At 68.6% G+C, this 14,745-nt stretch carries 11 protein-coding genes and 1 pseudogene; 2 read left to right on the top strand and 10 right to left on the bottom strand.

The window, feature by feature from the left end; all coding sequences use genetic code 11:
* Positions 1–50 precede the first annotated feature (50 nt).
* Positions 51–1,058 (top strand): sigma-70 family RNA polymerase sigma factor, encoded by a 1,008-nt coding sequence (locus AB0959_RS00140; RefSeq protein ID WP_366823924.1) that lies wholly within the window; start codon positions 51–53, stop codon positions 1,056–1,058.
* Here the strand turns inward: AB0959_RS00140 and AB0959_RS00135 are convergent.
* Entirely contained in the window at positions 951–1,337 is a 387-nt protein-coding gene (locus AB0959_RS00135; protein WP_366823923.1) for an STAS domain-containing protein, read from the bottom strand. The genes AB0959_RS00140 and AB0959_RS00135 overlap by 108 nt on opposite strands.
* Positions 1,338–1,529: 192 nt before the next feature.
* Here AB0959_RS00135 and AB0959_RS00130 point away from each other — a divergent pair, with 192 nt between their 5' ends.
* A complete protein-coding gene (locus AB0959_RS00130) occupies positions 1,530–2,450 on the top strand; it encodes an AEC family transporter (protein ID WP_366823922.1) in 921 nt (306 codons plus the stop codon).
* Between the two features lie 14 nt (positions 2,451–2,464).
* Here AB0959_RS00130 and AB0959_RS00125 read toward each other — a convergent pair whose 3' ends face one another.
* The 9 genes and pseudogenes from AB0959_RS00125 to AB0959_RS00085 all read right to left on the bottom strand — a co-directional run bounded on the left by AB0959_RS00125 (position 2,465) and on the right by AB0959_RS00085 (position 14,496).
* The gene (locus tag AB0959_RS00125; RefSeq protein ID WP_366824253.1) at positions 2,465–3,052 is read right to left on the bottom strand and encodes a Uma2 family endonuclease; all 588 of its coding nucleotides are present in this window, start codon (positions 3,050–3,052) and stop codon (positions 2,465–2,467) included.
* A 91-nt stretch (positions 3,053–3,143) separates the two neighbouring features.
* Complete coding sequence (gene ltrA / locus AB0959_RS00120) at positions 3,144–4,928, bottom strand: group II intron reverse transcriptase/maturase (protein WP_366823921.1); 1,785 nt, start codon at positions 4,926–4,928, stop codon at positions 3,144–3,146.
* Between the two features lie 746 nt (positions 4,929–5,674).
* Complete coding sequence (locus tag AB0959_RS00115) at positions 5,675–6,958, bottom strand: thymidine phosphorylase (RefSeq protein WP_366823920.1); 1,284 nt, start codon at positions 6,956–6,958, stop codon at positions 5,675–5,677.
* A 101-nt stretch (positions 6,959–7,059) separates the two neighbouring features.
* A complete protein-coding gene (locus AB0959_RS00110) occupies positions 7,060–7,479 on the bottom strand; it encodes a cytidine deaminase (RefSeq protein WP_366823919.1) in 420 nt (139 codons plus the stop codon).
* On the bottom strand, positions 7,476–8,750 hold the full coding sequence (locus AB0959_RS00105; protein ID WP_366823918.1) for an ABC transporter permease: 1,275 nt from the start codon (positions 8,748–8,750) through the stop codon (positions 7,476–7,478). The genes AB0959_RS00110 and AB0959_RS00105 overlap by 4 nt, the downstream gene beginning before the upstream one ends.
* Positions 8,747–9,883 (bottom strand): ABC transporter permease, encoded by a 1,137-nt coding sequence (locus AB0959_RS00100; RefSeq protein ID WP_366823917.1) that lies wholly within the window; start codon positions 9,881–9,883, stop codon positions 8,747–8,749. The genes AB0959_RS00105 and AB0959_RS00100 overlap by 4 nt, the downstream gene beginning before the upstream one ends.
* 311 nt (positions 9,884–10,194) lie before the next feature.
* Positions 10,195–11,700, bottom strand: a pseudogene (locus AB0959_RS00095) (ABC transporter ATP-binding protein); the annotation flags it as partial.
* A gap of 375 nt (positions 11,701–12,075) precedes the next feature.
* A complete protein-coding gene (locus tag AB0959_RS00090; RefSeq protein WP_366823916.1) occupies positions 12,076–13,125 on the bottom strand; it encodes a BMP family ABC transporter substrate-binding protein in 1,050 nt (349 codons plus the stop codon).
* Between the two features lie 315 nt (positions 13,126–13,440).
* Complete coding sequence (locus tag AB0959_RS00085; protein WP_366823915.1) at positions 13,441–14,496, bottom strand: BMP family ABC transporter substrate-binding protein; 1,056 nt, start codon at positions 14,494–14,496, stop codon at positions 13,441–13,443.
* Positions 14,497–14,745: the final 249 nt, after the last annotated feature.

Here is a 14,745-nt window from a genome sequence, read left to right as displayed (position 1 = left end):
TGCTGGGTGCGAAGAAGCACACCAGGGAGCAGCCACAGGGGTGGGTGGGCATGAGCAACGGCACGGCGACAACGACAGACCTCGACGTCCAACTGGAGAAGCACCGCGTCGAGCTGACCGGGTACTGCTACCGGATGCTCGGCTCGTCCTTCGAGGCCGAGGACGCGGTGCAGGACACCCTCGTCCGCGCCTGGCGGAGCTACGAGAAGTTCGAGGGCCGCTCCTCGCTCCGCTCATGGCTGTACCGCATCGCGACGAACGTGTGCCTGGACATGCTGACGGCGGGGAACAAGCGGGCACGCCCCGTGGACCTCAGCGACTCCACCCCCCTGGCCCAGGCCGCGCTCTCCCCCCGCCCCGACAACACGTGGCTGGAGCCCGTCCCGGACGCCCGCGTCCTGCCCACCAGCAGCGACCCGGCGGAGGCGGCGGTGGCGAAGGAGTCCGTGCGGCTGGCCTTCGTCGCGGCCCTGCAGAAGCTGCCCGCCAAGCAGCGTGCCGTGCTCATCCTGCGCGAGGTGCTGGCCTGGAAGGCGAGCGAGGTCGCCGAGCTGCTCGACACCTCGGTGGCGTCGGTGAACAGCGCGCTGCAGAGGGCACGGGCGACCCTCTCCGAGAGCAACGGCCAGGAGGCGGCGGGCACCGTCTCCGACCCGCTGGACGAGGAGCAGCAAAAGCTCCTGGACCGCTATGTGGCGGCCTTCGAGGGGTACGACATGGCGGCGCTGACCGCCCTGCTGCACGAGGACGCGGTCATGACGATGCCGCCGTTCGACCTGTGGCTGCGCGGCACGGACGACATCACGGGCTTCATGACGACGCTGGGCGCGGCCTGCGCGGGCTCCCACCTGGTGCCGGTCGCGGTGAACGGCCTGCCGGGCTTCGCCCAGTACAAGCCGGACCCGGAGAAGGGCGGCTTCTCCCCGTGGGCGATCCAGGTCCTGGAGATATCAGAGGGCCGGATCACCGGGTTCCACTGCTTTCTCGACACCGCCCGCTGGTTCCCGCTCTTCGGACTGCCCCTCCACCTCGAAGGCGAGGCCGACAAGACCGAGTAGCGCGCGCAGCGCCGGGTCGGGGTCCCGCAGCCGGATGCGGCCCCCCGCGCGCCGGGCGGCGAGCTGAAGCCGGGCGAGCAGGTCAACGGCGTCCAGCCCCGGAGGGCCGATCCCGGCGACGTCGCACACCACGACGCCCGCTCCTGTGGCGGTCAGCCGCGCGCGTACGTCGGCGCAGAGCCGGGGTATCTCGTCCCTGGTGACGGGGCCCGGCAGCACGAGTACGGGGGGTGTCGTGGCATCCACGTTCGGTAGACCGTCCTGGGGCTCGTAACTCATCGCGTCTCGTCACGGATCATGGATGGGATCCAGGGCCGTGGGCGTCCGACGCGTGCTGGCGGGCCCCGCGGTCCGGCAAGGATCACATTGACCGGTACCCCGCCTTCCCCGGAGGGTTGGGTGTATGCCCCATGGATCTGCTCCGCCTGCGATACCCGACGGTCTCCTCCGCCTCCGCGCCGAGGGGGCCCTGTGCAGGGGGTACTGACGGGGTTCGCGGTGATCGCCGTCGTCATCGGCGTCGGCTTCGTCATCGGACGGCGCGGCTATCTCGGCGAGCACGGACGGGAGGTGCTGACCAAGCTCGCGTTCCATGTGGCCTCACCGGCCCTGCTGTTCACGACGCTGGCCGAGGCCGACCTGTCGGTGATCTTCTCCAACCGCCTGCTCGTCACGGCGCTGAGCACGGCAGCGGCGGCCGGAGTGTTCGTCGCGGTCGGTGTCGTACGGCACTGGGGCATCGGCCGGACGACGATCGGCGCGCTGTGCTCCAGTTACGTCAACTCCGGCAACCTGGGCATCCCGATCGCCGTCTACGTGCTCGGTGACGCCTCGCTCGTGGCGCCGGTGCTGCTGTTCCAGGTGATCGCGCTGACGCCGGTCGCGCTGACGATCCTGGACCTCGCGGGCCCGGGTGAGAAGCTCCCGCTGTGGAGGCGGCTGATCACGCCGTTGCGCAACCCGATCGCGGTGGGCTCGCTGGCCGGTGTCGTGGTCTCGGCGTCCGGCGTGACGGTGCCGGGGCCGGTCATGGACCCGTTGACGCTGATCGGCAACATGTCGGTGCCCGCGGTCCTGCTCGCCTTCGGCATCTCCCTGTGCGGCAGCACGATGCCGGGCCGCGGCTCCGACCGCCACCCGGTCTTTCTTTCGGTCGCTTTGAAGTCGGTGGGCCAGCCGGTGGTGGCCTGGGCCCTGGCGAGCGGGGTGTTCGGTCTGCGCGGGGCGCCCTTGCTCGACGTGGTGGTGACTTCGGCGCTCCCGGCCGCGCAGAACCTCTTCACGTATGCGAGTCGCTACCGCGTGGGTGAGGTACTGGCCCGGGAGTCCATTCTGCTGTCGACCGTGCTGTCGGTGCCGGTGTTGGTGGTGGTGGCGGCGTTGTTGGGGTGATGCGGAGCCATCGCTCAGCCGAGGGGCAACACACTTGTGTCGAGGTCGAGGCCGAAGGGATCCGGCAGCGTCAGCTTCTCGCCGTACTCCACTGAGGCGAGGACACGGTAGGTGCCGTTCTTCGGCTCGCCGTACAAGGTTGCGGTGGGGCGTCCAGAGTGCCAGGGGTCCAGGAGAAGGTAGAGCGGCACGCCGGCTTGCGCATACCCATGGGTCTTCTTGATGCGGTCGTGGTTTGCGTTGTTCTCAGACGTGATTTCGACGACCAACTCCGCCTCCTGCGCAGGCACACGTTTACGCCCTCGTACGGACTCAATGGGGAGCACTGCCAGATCGGGGATGAAGATGTCCTGGACTGCCGGTACCTCGAGGCCCAATGTCTGGAAGATCTCCCACTCCTCCGGGAGCCTGGTGTACAGCCGCCGCTGAAGCAGGGCTGCCGTGATGTTGTGGTCTCCAGAGGGCGGAGGTGGCACGGTGACGACCCCTTCAATGATCTCCACCTTGCTGCCCTCGGGAGCGTCCGTCTCCTCCCAGACACGGACGATCTCGTCCCAGCCCGTCCCCCTCGGGGACCCGGGCTCGACGCTGAGTGCGCTCAGTCGGGTAGCCGGAGGGCGTTGCCGCCCTCCGGCCCCCTCAGAACCGGACGTGCGGCTGTTCACCGCATCCGGCTCAAGCGGGCCCCTGGAGTCACGCGGGTCGGTCATCTTGCTTGGCCCTTCTGTGGTCGCCGGCATGGTGCTGGCGATGGCAGTCGGCGTGTACGAGGCGAAGATTCGTCCGCTCGTCCGAGCCGCCGTCGCGCCGGTAGATGAAGTGGTGCTTGTGCAGCGGCTTCATCGATGCCGAGAACCAGGCGGCCCACTCGCGCGGGTTGTCCGGTGTGTACTCGGCATCGGGGATCAGGGGCTGTTCACACAGCGGGCAGATCCCCTTCTGACGGGATGCGAGGGTGATGGTCCACCTGTCGGCGGTCCCGGGCATCCTTTTGCGTCGGCGGTTCGCCCGGTACTCGGCCAGCGATGGATCGTCAGGTGAGTTGCCTTCCTTGACGATCACGTGCCGGACGATCCTGGTCCAGTTGAACTTGTAGAGGTAGGTGCCGGTGTCCCGGTCACCGAAGACCCACTGGTCCTTCCGGGTCGAGTTGAAGACGCCGTAGTGCTTGGCCAGTCGCCAGCTCTTCGGCTTGTTCGGGTGGGAGTGCTTGACCCACTTCTGCGTGAGCGTCCACACGTAGAAGTCCAGGGACTTGAAGGTCTCCTTGGACACCACCGTCCGGTAGTAGGTGGCCCACCCCTTGATGATCGGGTTGAGCCTCCTCACCACGGCTCCAGCGTTCGCCCCTCGCAGGCCGATCACTTCACTGCGGAGCCGTTCCCGGACCCTCTTCACAGCCGCCTTGCTCGGCTTGATCAGCAGAGTCCCGCTGTATCTCCGGATGTTGAACCCGAGGAAGTCGAATCCTTCTTCAAGGTGGAGGACCGATGTCTTCTCCTCGTTGAAGGCGACCCCGCGCGGGGCCATCCAGCGAGCCAGCTGCTCCTTGACTCGGCGGGCTTCGTCTTCGCTGTGACAGAACACCGCGAAGTCATCCGCGTACCGGACCAGGACCGGAGCATCTCTTCGAGACTTGTGGGAACGTCCCTCTGTGAGGTGCCCGGCCGCCGTTTCCATGCCGTGCAAGGCCACGTTGAGCAGCAGCGGGCTGATCACACCACCCTGAGGAGTCCCCTCATCGGTGGGCGAGAATCGTCCGCAATCCATCACCCCCGCCTTGAGCCACCCCCGGATCGCTTCCCGCGCAGGGAAGGTACCGATGAGGCCCATCAGGTGGTCGTGCGAAATGCGGTCGAAAGCCGCTGTCAGATCAGCGTCGAGCACCCATAACCGCTTGGCCCGTCTTTGGCCTGCGATATTGAAGATGGCGCCGATCGCGTCATGACAGCCCCGGCCGGGGCGAAAGCCGTAACTTCGCTGCTCGAACCGGGCTTCCCACTCAGGTTCCAGTGCATTCTTGACGCGGGCCTGGCGGACCCGGTCACGGATCACTGGAATACCCAAGGGTCGCTGCTTTCCGTTGGCTTTGGGAATGTACACGCGCCGGACGGGCAGGGGCTTTCCAGGCGAGCGCTCCGCTGCGATCTCAGCGGCCAGTCGCCCTCGCGCGCTCGGAGTGAGCGCACGCTCCTGGTCGATCCCTGCTGTCCGACGGCCTGTGCTCTGCTGCGTTACCCGCTTCACGCTCACGAGCGTGTTCGAGTGGGACCGCAGCATCAGCTTCTGCAAGTTGCGGACCTTTTTCAGGTCCCCTTCCTGCGCGGCTGTGAAGATGCGCTGCCTCAGCCGCCGTACCGACGCCTCCGCCTTGGCCCAGTCGATGCTGTGCCAGGTCTGGGCGTGGTCCTCCGGTCCGTTCGCCGTCGTGGGAGGCATCGCCGCCGCAGCGGCCACTGCCACACCTGCCTTCGGCATCCAACTTGCCCTTCGGTTCGGGGTTCTTCGCAGTTCTTCTTCACGGGCCTACCTGATCCGCGTGGGCTCCCTTTCGGGCCGGGGCATCGGCCCCGTATCCGACGAGTTATAGGGCGGCTGAGGAATCCGCGTCCTTTTCCTCTGGGCTTTCGCCCCATCGGCGTTCGCTTCTCGGATCATCCTGTCCCGCTGGAGGCTTGGTCCTTCGTTACCTCCGGCTTACCGGGATCAACTCCCGGACTCCAACGGGGTTTCCACGTTCCGCTCCCACAAGATGCGACCGGGGTGGGCTCCCTCTTAATCCCGGGCCCGACGGTGTCCTCCCCCTTCGGCGCCAATCCTCCGGGGTCGTCGCGCGCTCTTCCGCGCCAGGGCCTGTCTGCCACCGACAGCTCACCATCGACGCGGCACAGGAGTTACGAGATTTCGTCAAGGGTTCATTCGCATTAGCCCGTCCGGCCTTCCCCTCGCCTGTTGCGGCCCGATGGCCGTGCCGCTCTTGGGCTTGCGCTTCCGGCTTCACACCCCGCCGTTGCCAGCGACGCATGCGGAAGTGGGGACGGACCTTGGACACTGGTCCGGGATGACCTGCTCATGACCTTCTTTCCTCGTACAGGCCATCCACTTGGGTGGAGCGACTTCGTGTCGCACTGGCGGTCTCCTATCGGTCGTCACCGATCCCAGCATGCCGAACGGGACCGGTGGCGGTCCACCGATCCCGTTCATCCGAAAGAGAAAAGACCAGGTCAGGCGATACGTTCCAGCACGACGGGCGACGGCGTGTACGCCGTCCCGGGCGCCCCGATGTCGTACGAACCCTCCACCGCCTCCAGCGCGTAGGAGAACCGCTCAGGCGTGTCCGTGTGCAGGGTCAGCAGGGGCTGGCCCTCCGTCACCGCGTCGCCCGGCTTGGCGTGCAGTTCGACGCCCGCCGCCGCCTGGACCGGGTCCTCCTTGCGGGCGCGGCCCGCGCCGAGGCGCCAGGCGGCGATGCCGATGTCGTACGCGTCGAGGCGGGTCAGGACGCCGGAGGCACTCGCCTTCACCACGTGCTGCTCGCGGGACGTGGGCAGGGCGGCGTCCGGGTCGCCGCCCTGGGCCGCGATCATGCGGCGCCACACGTCCATCGCCGAGCCGGCGGCCAGGGCCTTCGCCGGGTCGGCGTCCTTCAGCCCGGCCGCGTCGAGCATCTCGCGGGCCAGGGCCAGAGTCAGTTCCACGACGTCCGCCGGGCCGCCGCCCGCGAGGACCTCCACCGACTCCCTGACCTCCAGCGCGTTGCCCGCGGTCAGGCCGAGCGGGGTGGACATGTCCGTGAGCAGCGCGACCGTCCGTACGCCGTGGTCCGTGCCCAGGCCGACCATGGTGGAGGCAAGTTCGCGTGCGTCCTCGATCGTCTTCATGAAGGCGCCCGTGCCGACCTTGACGTCCAGGACCAGCGAGCCCGTGCCCTCGGCGATCTTCTTCGACATGATGGAGGAGGCGATGAGCGGGATCGCCTCGACCGTGCCCGTGACGTCCCGCAGTGCGTACAGCTTCTTGTCCGCGGGAGCCAGGCCGTCGCCCGCCGCGCAGATCACCGCGCCCACGCCGTCCAGGACGGACAGCATCTCCTCGTTCGAGAGCAGGGCGCGCCAGCCGGGGATCGACTCCAGCTTGTCGAGGGTGCCGCCCGTGTGGCCGAGGCCCCGGCCCGAGAGCTGCGGGACCGCCGCGCCGCAGGCCGCCACCAGCGGGGCCAGCGGGAGCGTGATCTTGTCGCCGACGCCACCCGTGGAGTGCTTGTCGGCGGTCGGGCGGGCCAGGGACGAGAAGTCCATGCGCTCGCCGGAGGCGATCATCGCGGCCGTCCATCGGGCGATCTCCCGGCGGTCCATGCCGTTGAGGAGGATGGCCATGGCGAGCGCGGACATCTGCTCGTCGGCGACCTCCCCGCGGGTGTACGCGTCGATGACCCAGTCGATCTGTTCGTCGCTGAGCCCGCCGCGGTCCCGCTTGGTGCGGATGACGGAGATGGCGTCCATGGCCATGAGGTTCCTTCCGAGGTTCCGAAGGTGACTTCCGGGTGACTTCCGGGGTTCCGGAAGTGAGCGGCCCCTCCGACCGGTCGTCAGGAGGGGCCGCACGGGTGTTACTTCCTGAGATGGCCGGGGCCGAACGCCTGCGGCAGCATCTGGGACAGCGGCACGATGCCCTCCGGGGTCTCCAGGAGCAGGTCCGGGCCGCCGAACTCGTACAGCAGCTGGCGGCAGCGGCCGCAGGGGACGAGGATCTCGCCCTGGCCGTCCACGCACGTGAAGTGCGTCAGCCGGCCGCCGCCGGTGTTCTGCAGCTGCGAGACCAGCCCGCACTCGGCGCACAGCCCGAGGCCGTACGAGGCGTTCTCGACGTTGCAGCCCGAGACGGTCCGCCCGTCGTCGACCAGGGCGGCGACACCGACCGGGTAGCCGGAGTACGGGGCGTACGCCCGGGACATCGCGTCCCGGGCGACCGTACGCAGCTCGTCCCAGTCGACGCCCTCGCCGCCGTTGCCCCCGGCGGGCGAGGTCACTTGCCCTGTCCCTTCCGGTACGGCAGGCCGTCCGCCTTGGGCATACGCAGCCGCTGGGCGGAGAGCGCGAGGACGATCAGCGTGATGACGTACGGCGTGGCGGAGACGACCTGGTTCGGCACCTCGTTGGTGGTCGCGTACCACGTGAACACCAGCGCGCCGATGAGCAGGGTGACCGCGGAGGTGGTGTACCTCTTCCGCAGCGCCAGCAGGACGGCGCCGATGACCAGCAGGAGCGCGCCGAGCAGCAGCAGCGCGTGGACGTTCTCGGAGCCGCCGCGCAGGTTGAGGCTGTCGGTGTAGCCGAACAGGCCGGCGCCGAGGGCGAGTCCGCCCGGCATCCAGTTGCCGAAGATCATCGCGGCGAGACCGATGTAACCGCGGCCGCTGGTCTGGCCCTCCAGGTAGAAGGGGTTGGCCACGATGGACAGGAAGACGCCGCCGAGGCCGGCCAGGCCGCCGGAGATGATCACGGCGAGGTACTTGTACTTGTAGACGTTGACGCCGAGCGACTCGGCGGCGACCGGGTTCTCACCGCAGGAGCGCAGCCGTAGGCCGAAGGCGGTGCGCCACAGGATCCACCAGCTGCCGGGGATCAGGGCGACGGCGATCAGGGTCAGCCAGGAGACGTTGGTGACCAGTCCGCCGAGCAGGCCGGCGATGTCGGAGATGAGGAACCAGCCCTTGTGGTTGAGCTCGCTGAGCGCGTCCGAGAGCCCCGGCACCGTGAAGTCTCCGAGGGAGTCCACCTGTGGGGACTGCTTGGCCGAGCCGCCGGGCTTGCCCTCGAAGGCGAGGGGGGCGAGGTAGCGGGTGGCGCCGAGGGCGAGGATGTTGATGGCCACACCGGAGACGATGTGGTTGACGTTGAAGGTGACGGTGACGAGCGCGTGCACGAGGCCGCCGAGCGCGCCGCCGATGATGCCGACGAGGACACCGGTCCACGGGCCCCACTGGTAGCCGGCCCAGGCGCCGAACCAGGTGCCGAGGATCATCATGCCCTCGAGGCCGATGTTGACGACGCCCGCCCGCTCGGCCCACAGCCCGCCGAGACCGGCCAGGCCGATCGGGACGGCGAGCTCCAGCGCGGTGGACATCTGGCTGACGTTGGTGATGCCGTCGGCGCCGGTGATGATGCGGACGATCGAGGTCAGCGCGAGGCCGCCGGCGATGATGATCAGCAGGACGGGCAGCGACAGCCTGCGGCCGGCCGGGGCGGCGGGCTGCAGCGTGGGCTGGTTGACGTCTGTCGCGGTGGTCACGGTGGTCATCGGCCAGCCACCTCCTTCTGGGCCTTCTGGGCGGTGTTGTCGGTGGCGCCGAGGACGAGACCGGCGGCGAGCTCCGCGCCGACGCGGCGCTGCTGGCGGCGCAGGCCCCACTCGCGCACGGCCTCGTACGAGACGACGACCGCGAGCACGATCAGGCCCTGCATGATGACCGCGATTTCCTTGTCGTAGTTGTGGAAGTCCAGCTCGGGCGAGGCCTTGTCGAGCCAGGCCCACAGCAGGGCCGCGAAGGCGATGCCGGTCGGGTTGTTGCGGCCGAGCAGGGCGATGCCGATGCCGAGGAAGCCGATGCCGGTGGGGAAGTTCAGGCTGTAGGTGTGCGTGTCGCCGAGCAGGATCGGCAGGCCCGCGAGACCGGCCATACCGCCGGAGATCAGCATGGCGGTGAGCACCATGCGCCTGGGGTCGACACCGCTGGCCGCGGCGGCGCTCTCCGAGGCGCCCGAGGCGCGCAGGTCGAAGCCGAAGCGGGTGCGGTTGAGGACGACCCAGTAGACGACGCCGAGCAGGACGGCGAGGAACACCATGCCGTAGATCTCGCCGGCCGCGCCCAGGTCGATGCCGGGGACCCAGCCGGACTTGTGCATCTCGCCGGTGGTGTTGTTGTTGCCGACCTTGACGCCGAAGACGCTGGGCAGCCACAGGTAGGCGATCACGGAGGTCGCGATCGCGTTGAGCATGATCGTCGCGACGACCTCGCTGACGCCGCGGGTGACCTTGAGGACACCGGCGATGCCGGACCAGAAGGCGCCGGTGAACATCGCGGTCAGGATCAGCAGCGGGATCTGGAGGAACGCCGGGAGGTTCACATGGGCGCCCACGACCGCGGCGATCATGGCGGCGAGCTGGTACTGGCCGTCGACACCGATGTTGAACAGGTTCATCCGGAAGCCGATGGCCACCGCGAGCGCCGCGATGTAGTACATCGAGGCCTGGTTGATGATCAGGACCTGGATGTCGGAGTACGTGGCCTGCTCGAACATCAGGGTGTACGGCTCGACCGGGCTCTTGCCCGAGGCGATCAGCACCACCGAGGACAGCGCGAAGGCCACGGCGAGCGCGATGACCGGTCCGGCCACGGCGAGGAGCACGCGCTCCTTGTCGAACTTCTTCATCAGCGGGCCTCGTCTTCCGGCGCGTCTGCGTCTTCCGGGATGTCTGCGTCTTCCGGGGCGTCCGCGTCTTCCGGGCCGTCCGCGTCTGCCTGGGTCTTCGCCGGACCTTGGGATGGGGTGTTTGCCGTGCCTTGGGAGGGCACTTTCACGGAGCTCTCGGCCCGGGGTTCGGCCGGAGGCGCCGCCGGGCCGTCCGCCGAGGTCGCAGCGGGGACATCTGCCGAGGTCCCTGCGGGGCCGTCCGGTGAACCGTCTGCCGAAGTCTCCAGCGGGGCGCCCACCGAGGTTTCCACCGGGCCCTCAGTCGGAGACTCCAGGTGGCCCGTGGCCGCGCCCGTCATGGCCGAGCCGAGTTCCTCCGGGGTGATCGTGGCGGGGTCGGCGTCGGCGACCAGCCTGCCGTTGTAGATCACCCGGAGCGTGTCGGACAGGCCGATCAGCTCGTCCAGGTCTGCGGAGATCAGCAGCACGGCCAGGCCCTCGCGGCGCGCCTCGCGGATCTGGTCCCAGATCTGGGCCTGCGCGCCGACGTCCACACCCCGCGTGGGGTGGGCGGCGATCAGGAAGCGCGGCTTGTGGCTCATCTCGCGGCCGACGATCAGCTTCTGCTGGTTGCCGCCGGAGAGCGAGGCGGCGGTGACGTCGATGCCGGGCGTGCGGACGTCGTACTCCTTGACGATTCGCCGCGTGTCCTCCTGGGCGGCCTTCGGGTCCAGCCAGAAGCCCTTGGCGTTGGGCGCCTCGGTGACGTGGCCGAGGATGCGGTTCTCCCAGAGAGGGGCCTCCAGGAGCAGGCCGTGGCGGTGGCGGTCCTCGGGGATGTAGCCGATGCCCTGCTCACGGCGCCTGCGCGTGGTCCAGGTGGTGATCTCCTCCGCGGCCAGCGTGATGGTGCCCGAGTCGGCCGACTTGAGGCCGATGAGCGCGTCGACGAGCTCGGTCTGGCCGTTGCCCTCGACGCCGGCCAGGCCCAGGACCTCGCCCGCGTGGATGGTGAGGGTGATGTCGTCGAGGAGGGCCTTGCCGCCGGGGGCCTCCAGGCGCAGGTCCTTGACGGTGAGGACCGGGCGGTCGGTGACCGTGGACTCGGCGGTCTCCGGGGTCGGCAGCTCGCTGCCCACCATCAGCTCGGCGAGCTGGCGCGGGGTGGTCTCGGCGGGGACGGCCGTGCCCACGGTCGTGCCGCGGCGTATGACGGTGATCTCGTCGGCGACCGACAGCACCTCGCCCAGCTTGTGGGAGATGAAGATGACGGACAGGCCCTCGGACTTCAGCTCCCGCAGGTTCGCGAAGAGCGCGTCGACCTCCTGCGGCACGAGCACGGCGGTCGGCTCGTCCAGGATCAGGGTGCGGGCGCCGCGGTAGAGCACCTTGAGGATCTCCACGCGCTGACGGGCGGCGACACCGAGCTCCTCGACGAGGACGTCGGGGCGCACCCCGAGGCCGTACCGTTCGGAGATCTCCTTGATCTTGCGGCGCGCCTTGCCACCGATGCCGTACAGCTTCTCGCTGCCCAGCACCACGTTCTCGAGGACCGTGAGGTTGTCCGCGAGCATGAAGTGCTGGTGGACCATGCCGATACCGCGGACGATGGCGTCGGCGGGACTGCTGAAGGTCACCTGCTCGCCGTCGATCGCGATCGTGCCCTCGTCCGGCTTCTGCATGCCGTAGAGGATCTTCATCAGCGTCGACTTGCCGGCGCCGTTCTCGCCGACGAGGGCGTGCACGGTGCCCTTGCGGACGCTGAGGTGGATGTCGTGGTTGGCCACGACGCCTGGGAATCGCTTGGTGATCCCGGCGAGTTCGACGGCGGTCACCTGACCGTTGACCGCCGCCCCGGCCGGAGGGCTGCTGGACGCGTTGATGGCGCACTCTCCTGTGGAAGGGGGTCGTCTACGCGTGTAGCACCCCTATGGCAACGAAACGAGGTGACGCACCGTCGACAACGGGGTACAGGGCGAAGACTCCCCGTACCCCGTTGAGCGGATGTAACCCCGCGGTTACTGGCGGCCCCGGAGGAAGAGCGGGTGCGTTCCCGCGTCGCTCGGTGCGTGCTCTCGGTGTGCCGGGCGAAGGTCCTCGTAGCGGAGCTACTTGGGCCTTTGGCCGGTGCGGCGAGAGTGCGTGCCGGGCGGCGTGGGGACGTGCCTGAACTTCCTCCGGGGTCGCCTGCTGCTCGAAGTCCTGCTGTGTCAGCTGGTCCTGACCTTGATCTCGCCGCTGATGATCTTCTCCTTGGCCGTTTCGATGGCTTCCTGGAGCTTGGTATCGGCCTTGAACTTGGGGTTGGAGTCCGCGAGGCCGACCTCACCGGTCTTCAGATCGCCCCGTACGATACCGGTCTCCGGCTTGCCGTCCTCGACCGACTTCGCAAGGTTGTACACCGCCTTGGCCACGTCCTTCGTCGCCGAGGTGAGGATGTGGTCCTTGTACTTCGCGAGGGCCTGCTGCTGGTACTGGTCGGAGTCGACGCCGATCGCCCACACCTTGTTGGCGGCGGCGGCCTCGATCACGCCCTGGCCCGACAGACCGGCCGCCTGGTAGACGACGTCGGCCTTCTTCTCGATCTGGCTCTCGGCGGCCGTCTTGCCCTTGTCGGGGCTGGAGAAGCCACCCTCCTCCGCGGTCTGCGTGAGGTACTGGGAGAGGACCTTCGCCTTGGGGTTGGTGTCCTCGACGCCCTGCTTGAAACCCGCCTCGAACTTGTGGATCAGCGGGATGTCCACGCCCCCGACGAAACCGACGGTGTTCGTCTTGGTCGCCTTGGCGGCGGCGACACCGGCGAGGTACGAGGCCTGCTCCTCGGAGAAGACCAGGTCCGCGACGTTCTCCGCCTTGATGGTGGAGTCGTCGACGATGCCGAACGTGATGTCCGGGTACTTCGCCGCGGCCTCCTTCACGGCCGCCGCGTAGGCGTAGCCGACGCCGATCACCGGGTTGTAGCCCTGCTTGGCGAGCGAGACCAGGCGCTGGGTCTTGTCCGCGTCCGTCTCGCCCTCGGTGGGCTCGACGTCCGTGGTCTCGTAGCCGAACTCCTTCTTCGCCTTCTCCAGGCCCGCGAAGGCGGCGTCGTTGAAGGACTGGTCGCCCTTGCCTCCGACGTCGTAGGCGATGGCGAGGCCCTTGTTGCCCTTGGAGTCCTGGGAGGAGGCCTCCGTGGAGGTGCCTCCACAGGCGGAGAGGGCGAGGGCGAGGGACGCGGTCGCTGCGCCTGCGACCGTGAGGCGGGAAACCCGGCGCATGTGTCAGTGCTCCTGTCGTACAAGCGCCGGAAGGAACGTGCTCCGTGCTCCACTGCTTCGGCGCGTGGTGGTTCCGCCGCAGAGTAACGCGCGTAGACCTCCGGGTGAAACCCTGCGGTACGGCTTGTTATGGGGCCGAGACGCTCCGCTGGGGGCGCGGGCTCCGGTCGCGCCGTTGGTGGTGACGCATCGTCCGGGGCTGCGGGCCCGTGTGTGGCTGGTCGCGCAGTTCCCCGCGCCCCTTACGGGGCACGTCCCCCCGAACGAGAAGCGGGCGAGCGCCAGGGCGCCCGCCCGCTTCCGGCTGACCGTCGGTTACTCGGTCTTGACCTTGATCGTGCCGTCGACGATGGCCTTCTTGGCCTTGGCCACGGCGTCCGTGAGGCCGGAGATCTTCGCGAGCTCGGGGTTGCTCTCGGCCAGGCCGACGCCGTTCACCTTCAGGTCGAAGGTCTGCGTGCCGGTCAGCGGCTTGCCGTCCTTGACGGACTTGGCCAGCGTGTACACCGCGCCACCGACGTCCTTGAGCGCCGAGGTCAGGATGTAGTTCTTGTACTTGGCGAGGGCCTGCTGGTTGTACTGGTCGGAGTCGACGCCGATCGCCCACTTCTTCTGGGTGGCGGCGGCCTCGATCACGCCCTGGCCGGAGAGGCCGGCGGCCGCGTAGAGAACGTCGGCGTTCTTCTCCAGCTGGGCCTCGGCGGCGGCCTTGCCCTTGTCGGGGCTGGAGAAGCCGCCCTCCTCGGCGGTCTGCGTCAGGTACTGGGACAGGACCTTCACCTTGGGGTTGGTGTCCTGGACGCCCTGCTTGTAGCCGGCCTCGAACTTGTGGATCAGCGGGACGTCCACGCCACCGACGAAACCGACGGTGTTCGTCTTGGTCGCCTTGGCGGCGGCGACACCGGCGAGGTACGAGGCCTCGTTCTCGGCGAAGACCAGGGAGGCCACGTTGTCGCCCTCGACGACCGAGTCGACGATGCCGAAGCTGACCTTCGGGAACTTCGCGGCGACCTCCTTCATCGCGGGCCCGTAGGCGAACCCGATACCGATGACGGGGTTGTAGCCCTGCTTGGCCAGGGAGGTGAGGCGCTGCACCTTGTCGGCGTCGGTCTCGCCCTCGGTGGGCTCGATGTCGGCGGTCTTGTAGCCGAACTCCTTCTTGGCCTTCTCCAGGCCGGAGTACGCGGCGTCGTTGAAGGACTGGTCGCCCTTGCCGCCGACGTCGTACGCGATGGCGAGACCCTTCTTGGCCCCGCCGCTGTCGCCGCCGTCGTTCCCGGCTTCGCTGCTCGTACCGCCACAGGCAGTGGCCGCGAGGGCCAGCGACGCGACCCCCACCGCGACGCGGGTCAGTTTGGATATCCGACGCATCGTGAAGTTCCCCATTCTCCAAAGCCCCGCAGTGGGTGCTTGTTCAGCTCCCGCCGTGGGTGCCGTGTTCGGCGCACATTAACGCGCGTAGACCGCCGAGGGAACGGGGTACCGCGTGGCCGTTATCCATTCGTGCCGATGGCCGGTTAAGTCCCGGTGAACCACGGTCTCGAATGGTGCGATGAGGGCATAACGCCCACGAATCGCTCTCACGCCGCGTACGCGGGCGCGACCCGTGGGTGACGGCGG

This window comes from Streptomyces sp. NPDC046862 (assembly GCF_040704615.1).
GTDB lineage: Bacteria > Actinomycetota > Actinomycetes > Streptomycetales > Streptomycetaceae > Streptomyces.
The sequence above is the reverse complement of the archived record's forward strand: the minus strand, read 5'-3'. Positions and strand labels throughout refer to the sequence as shown.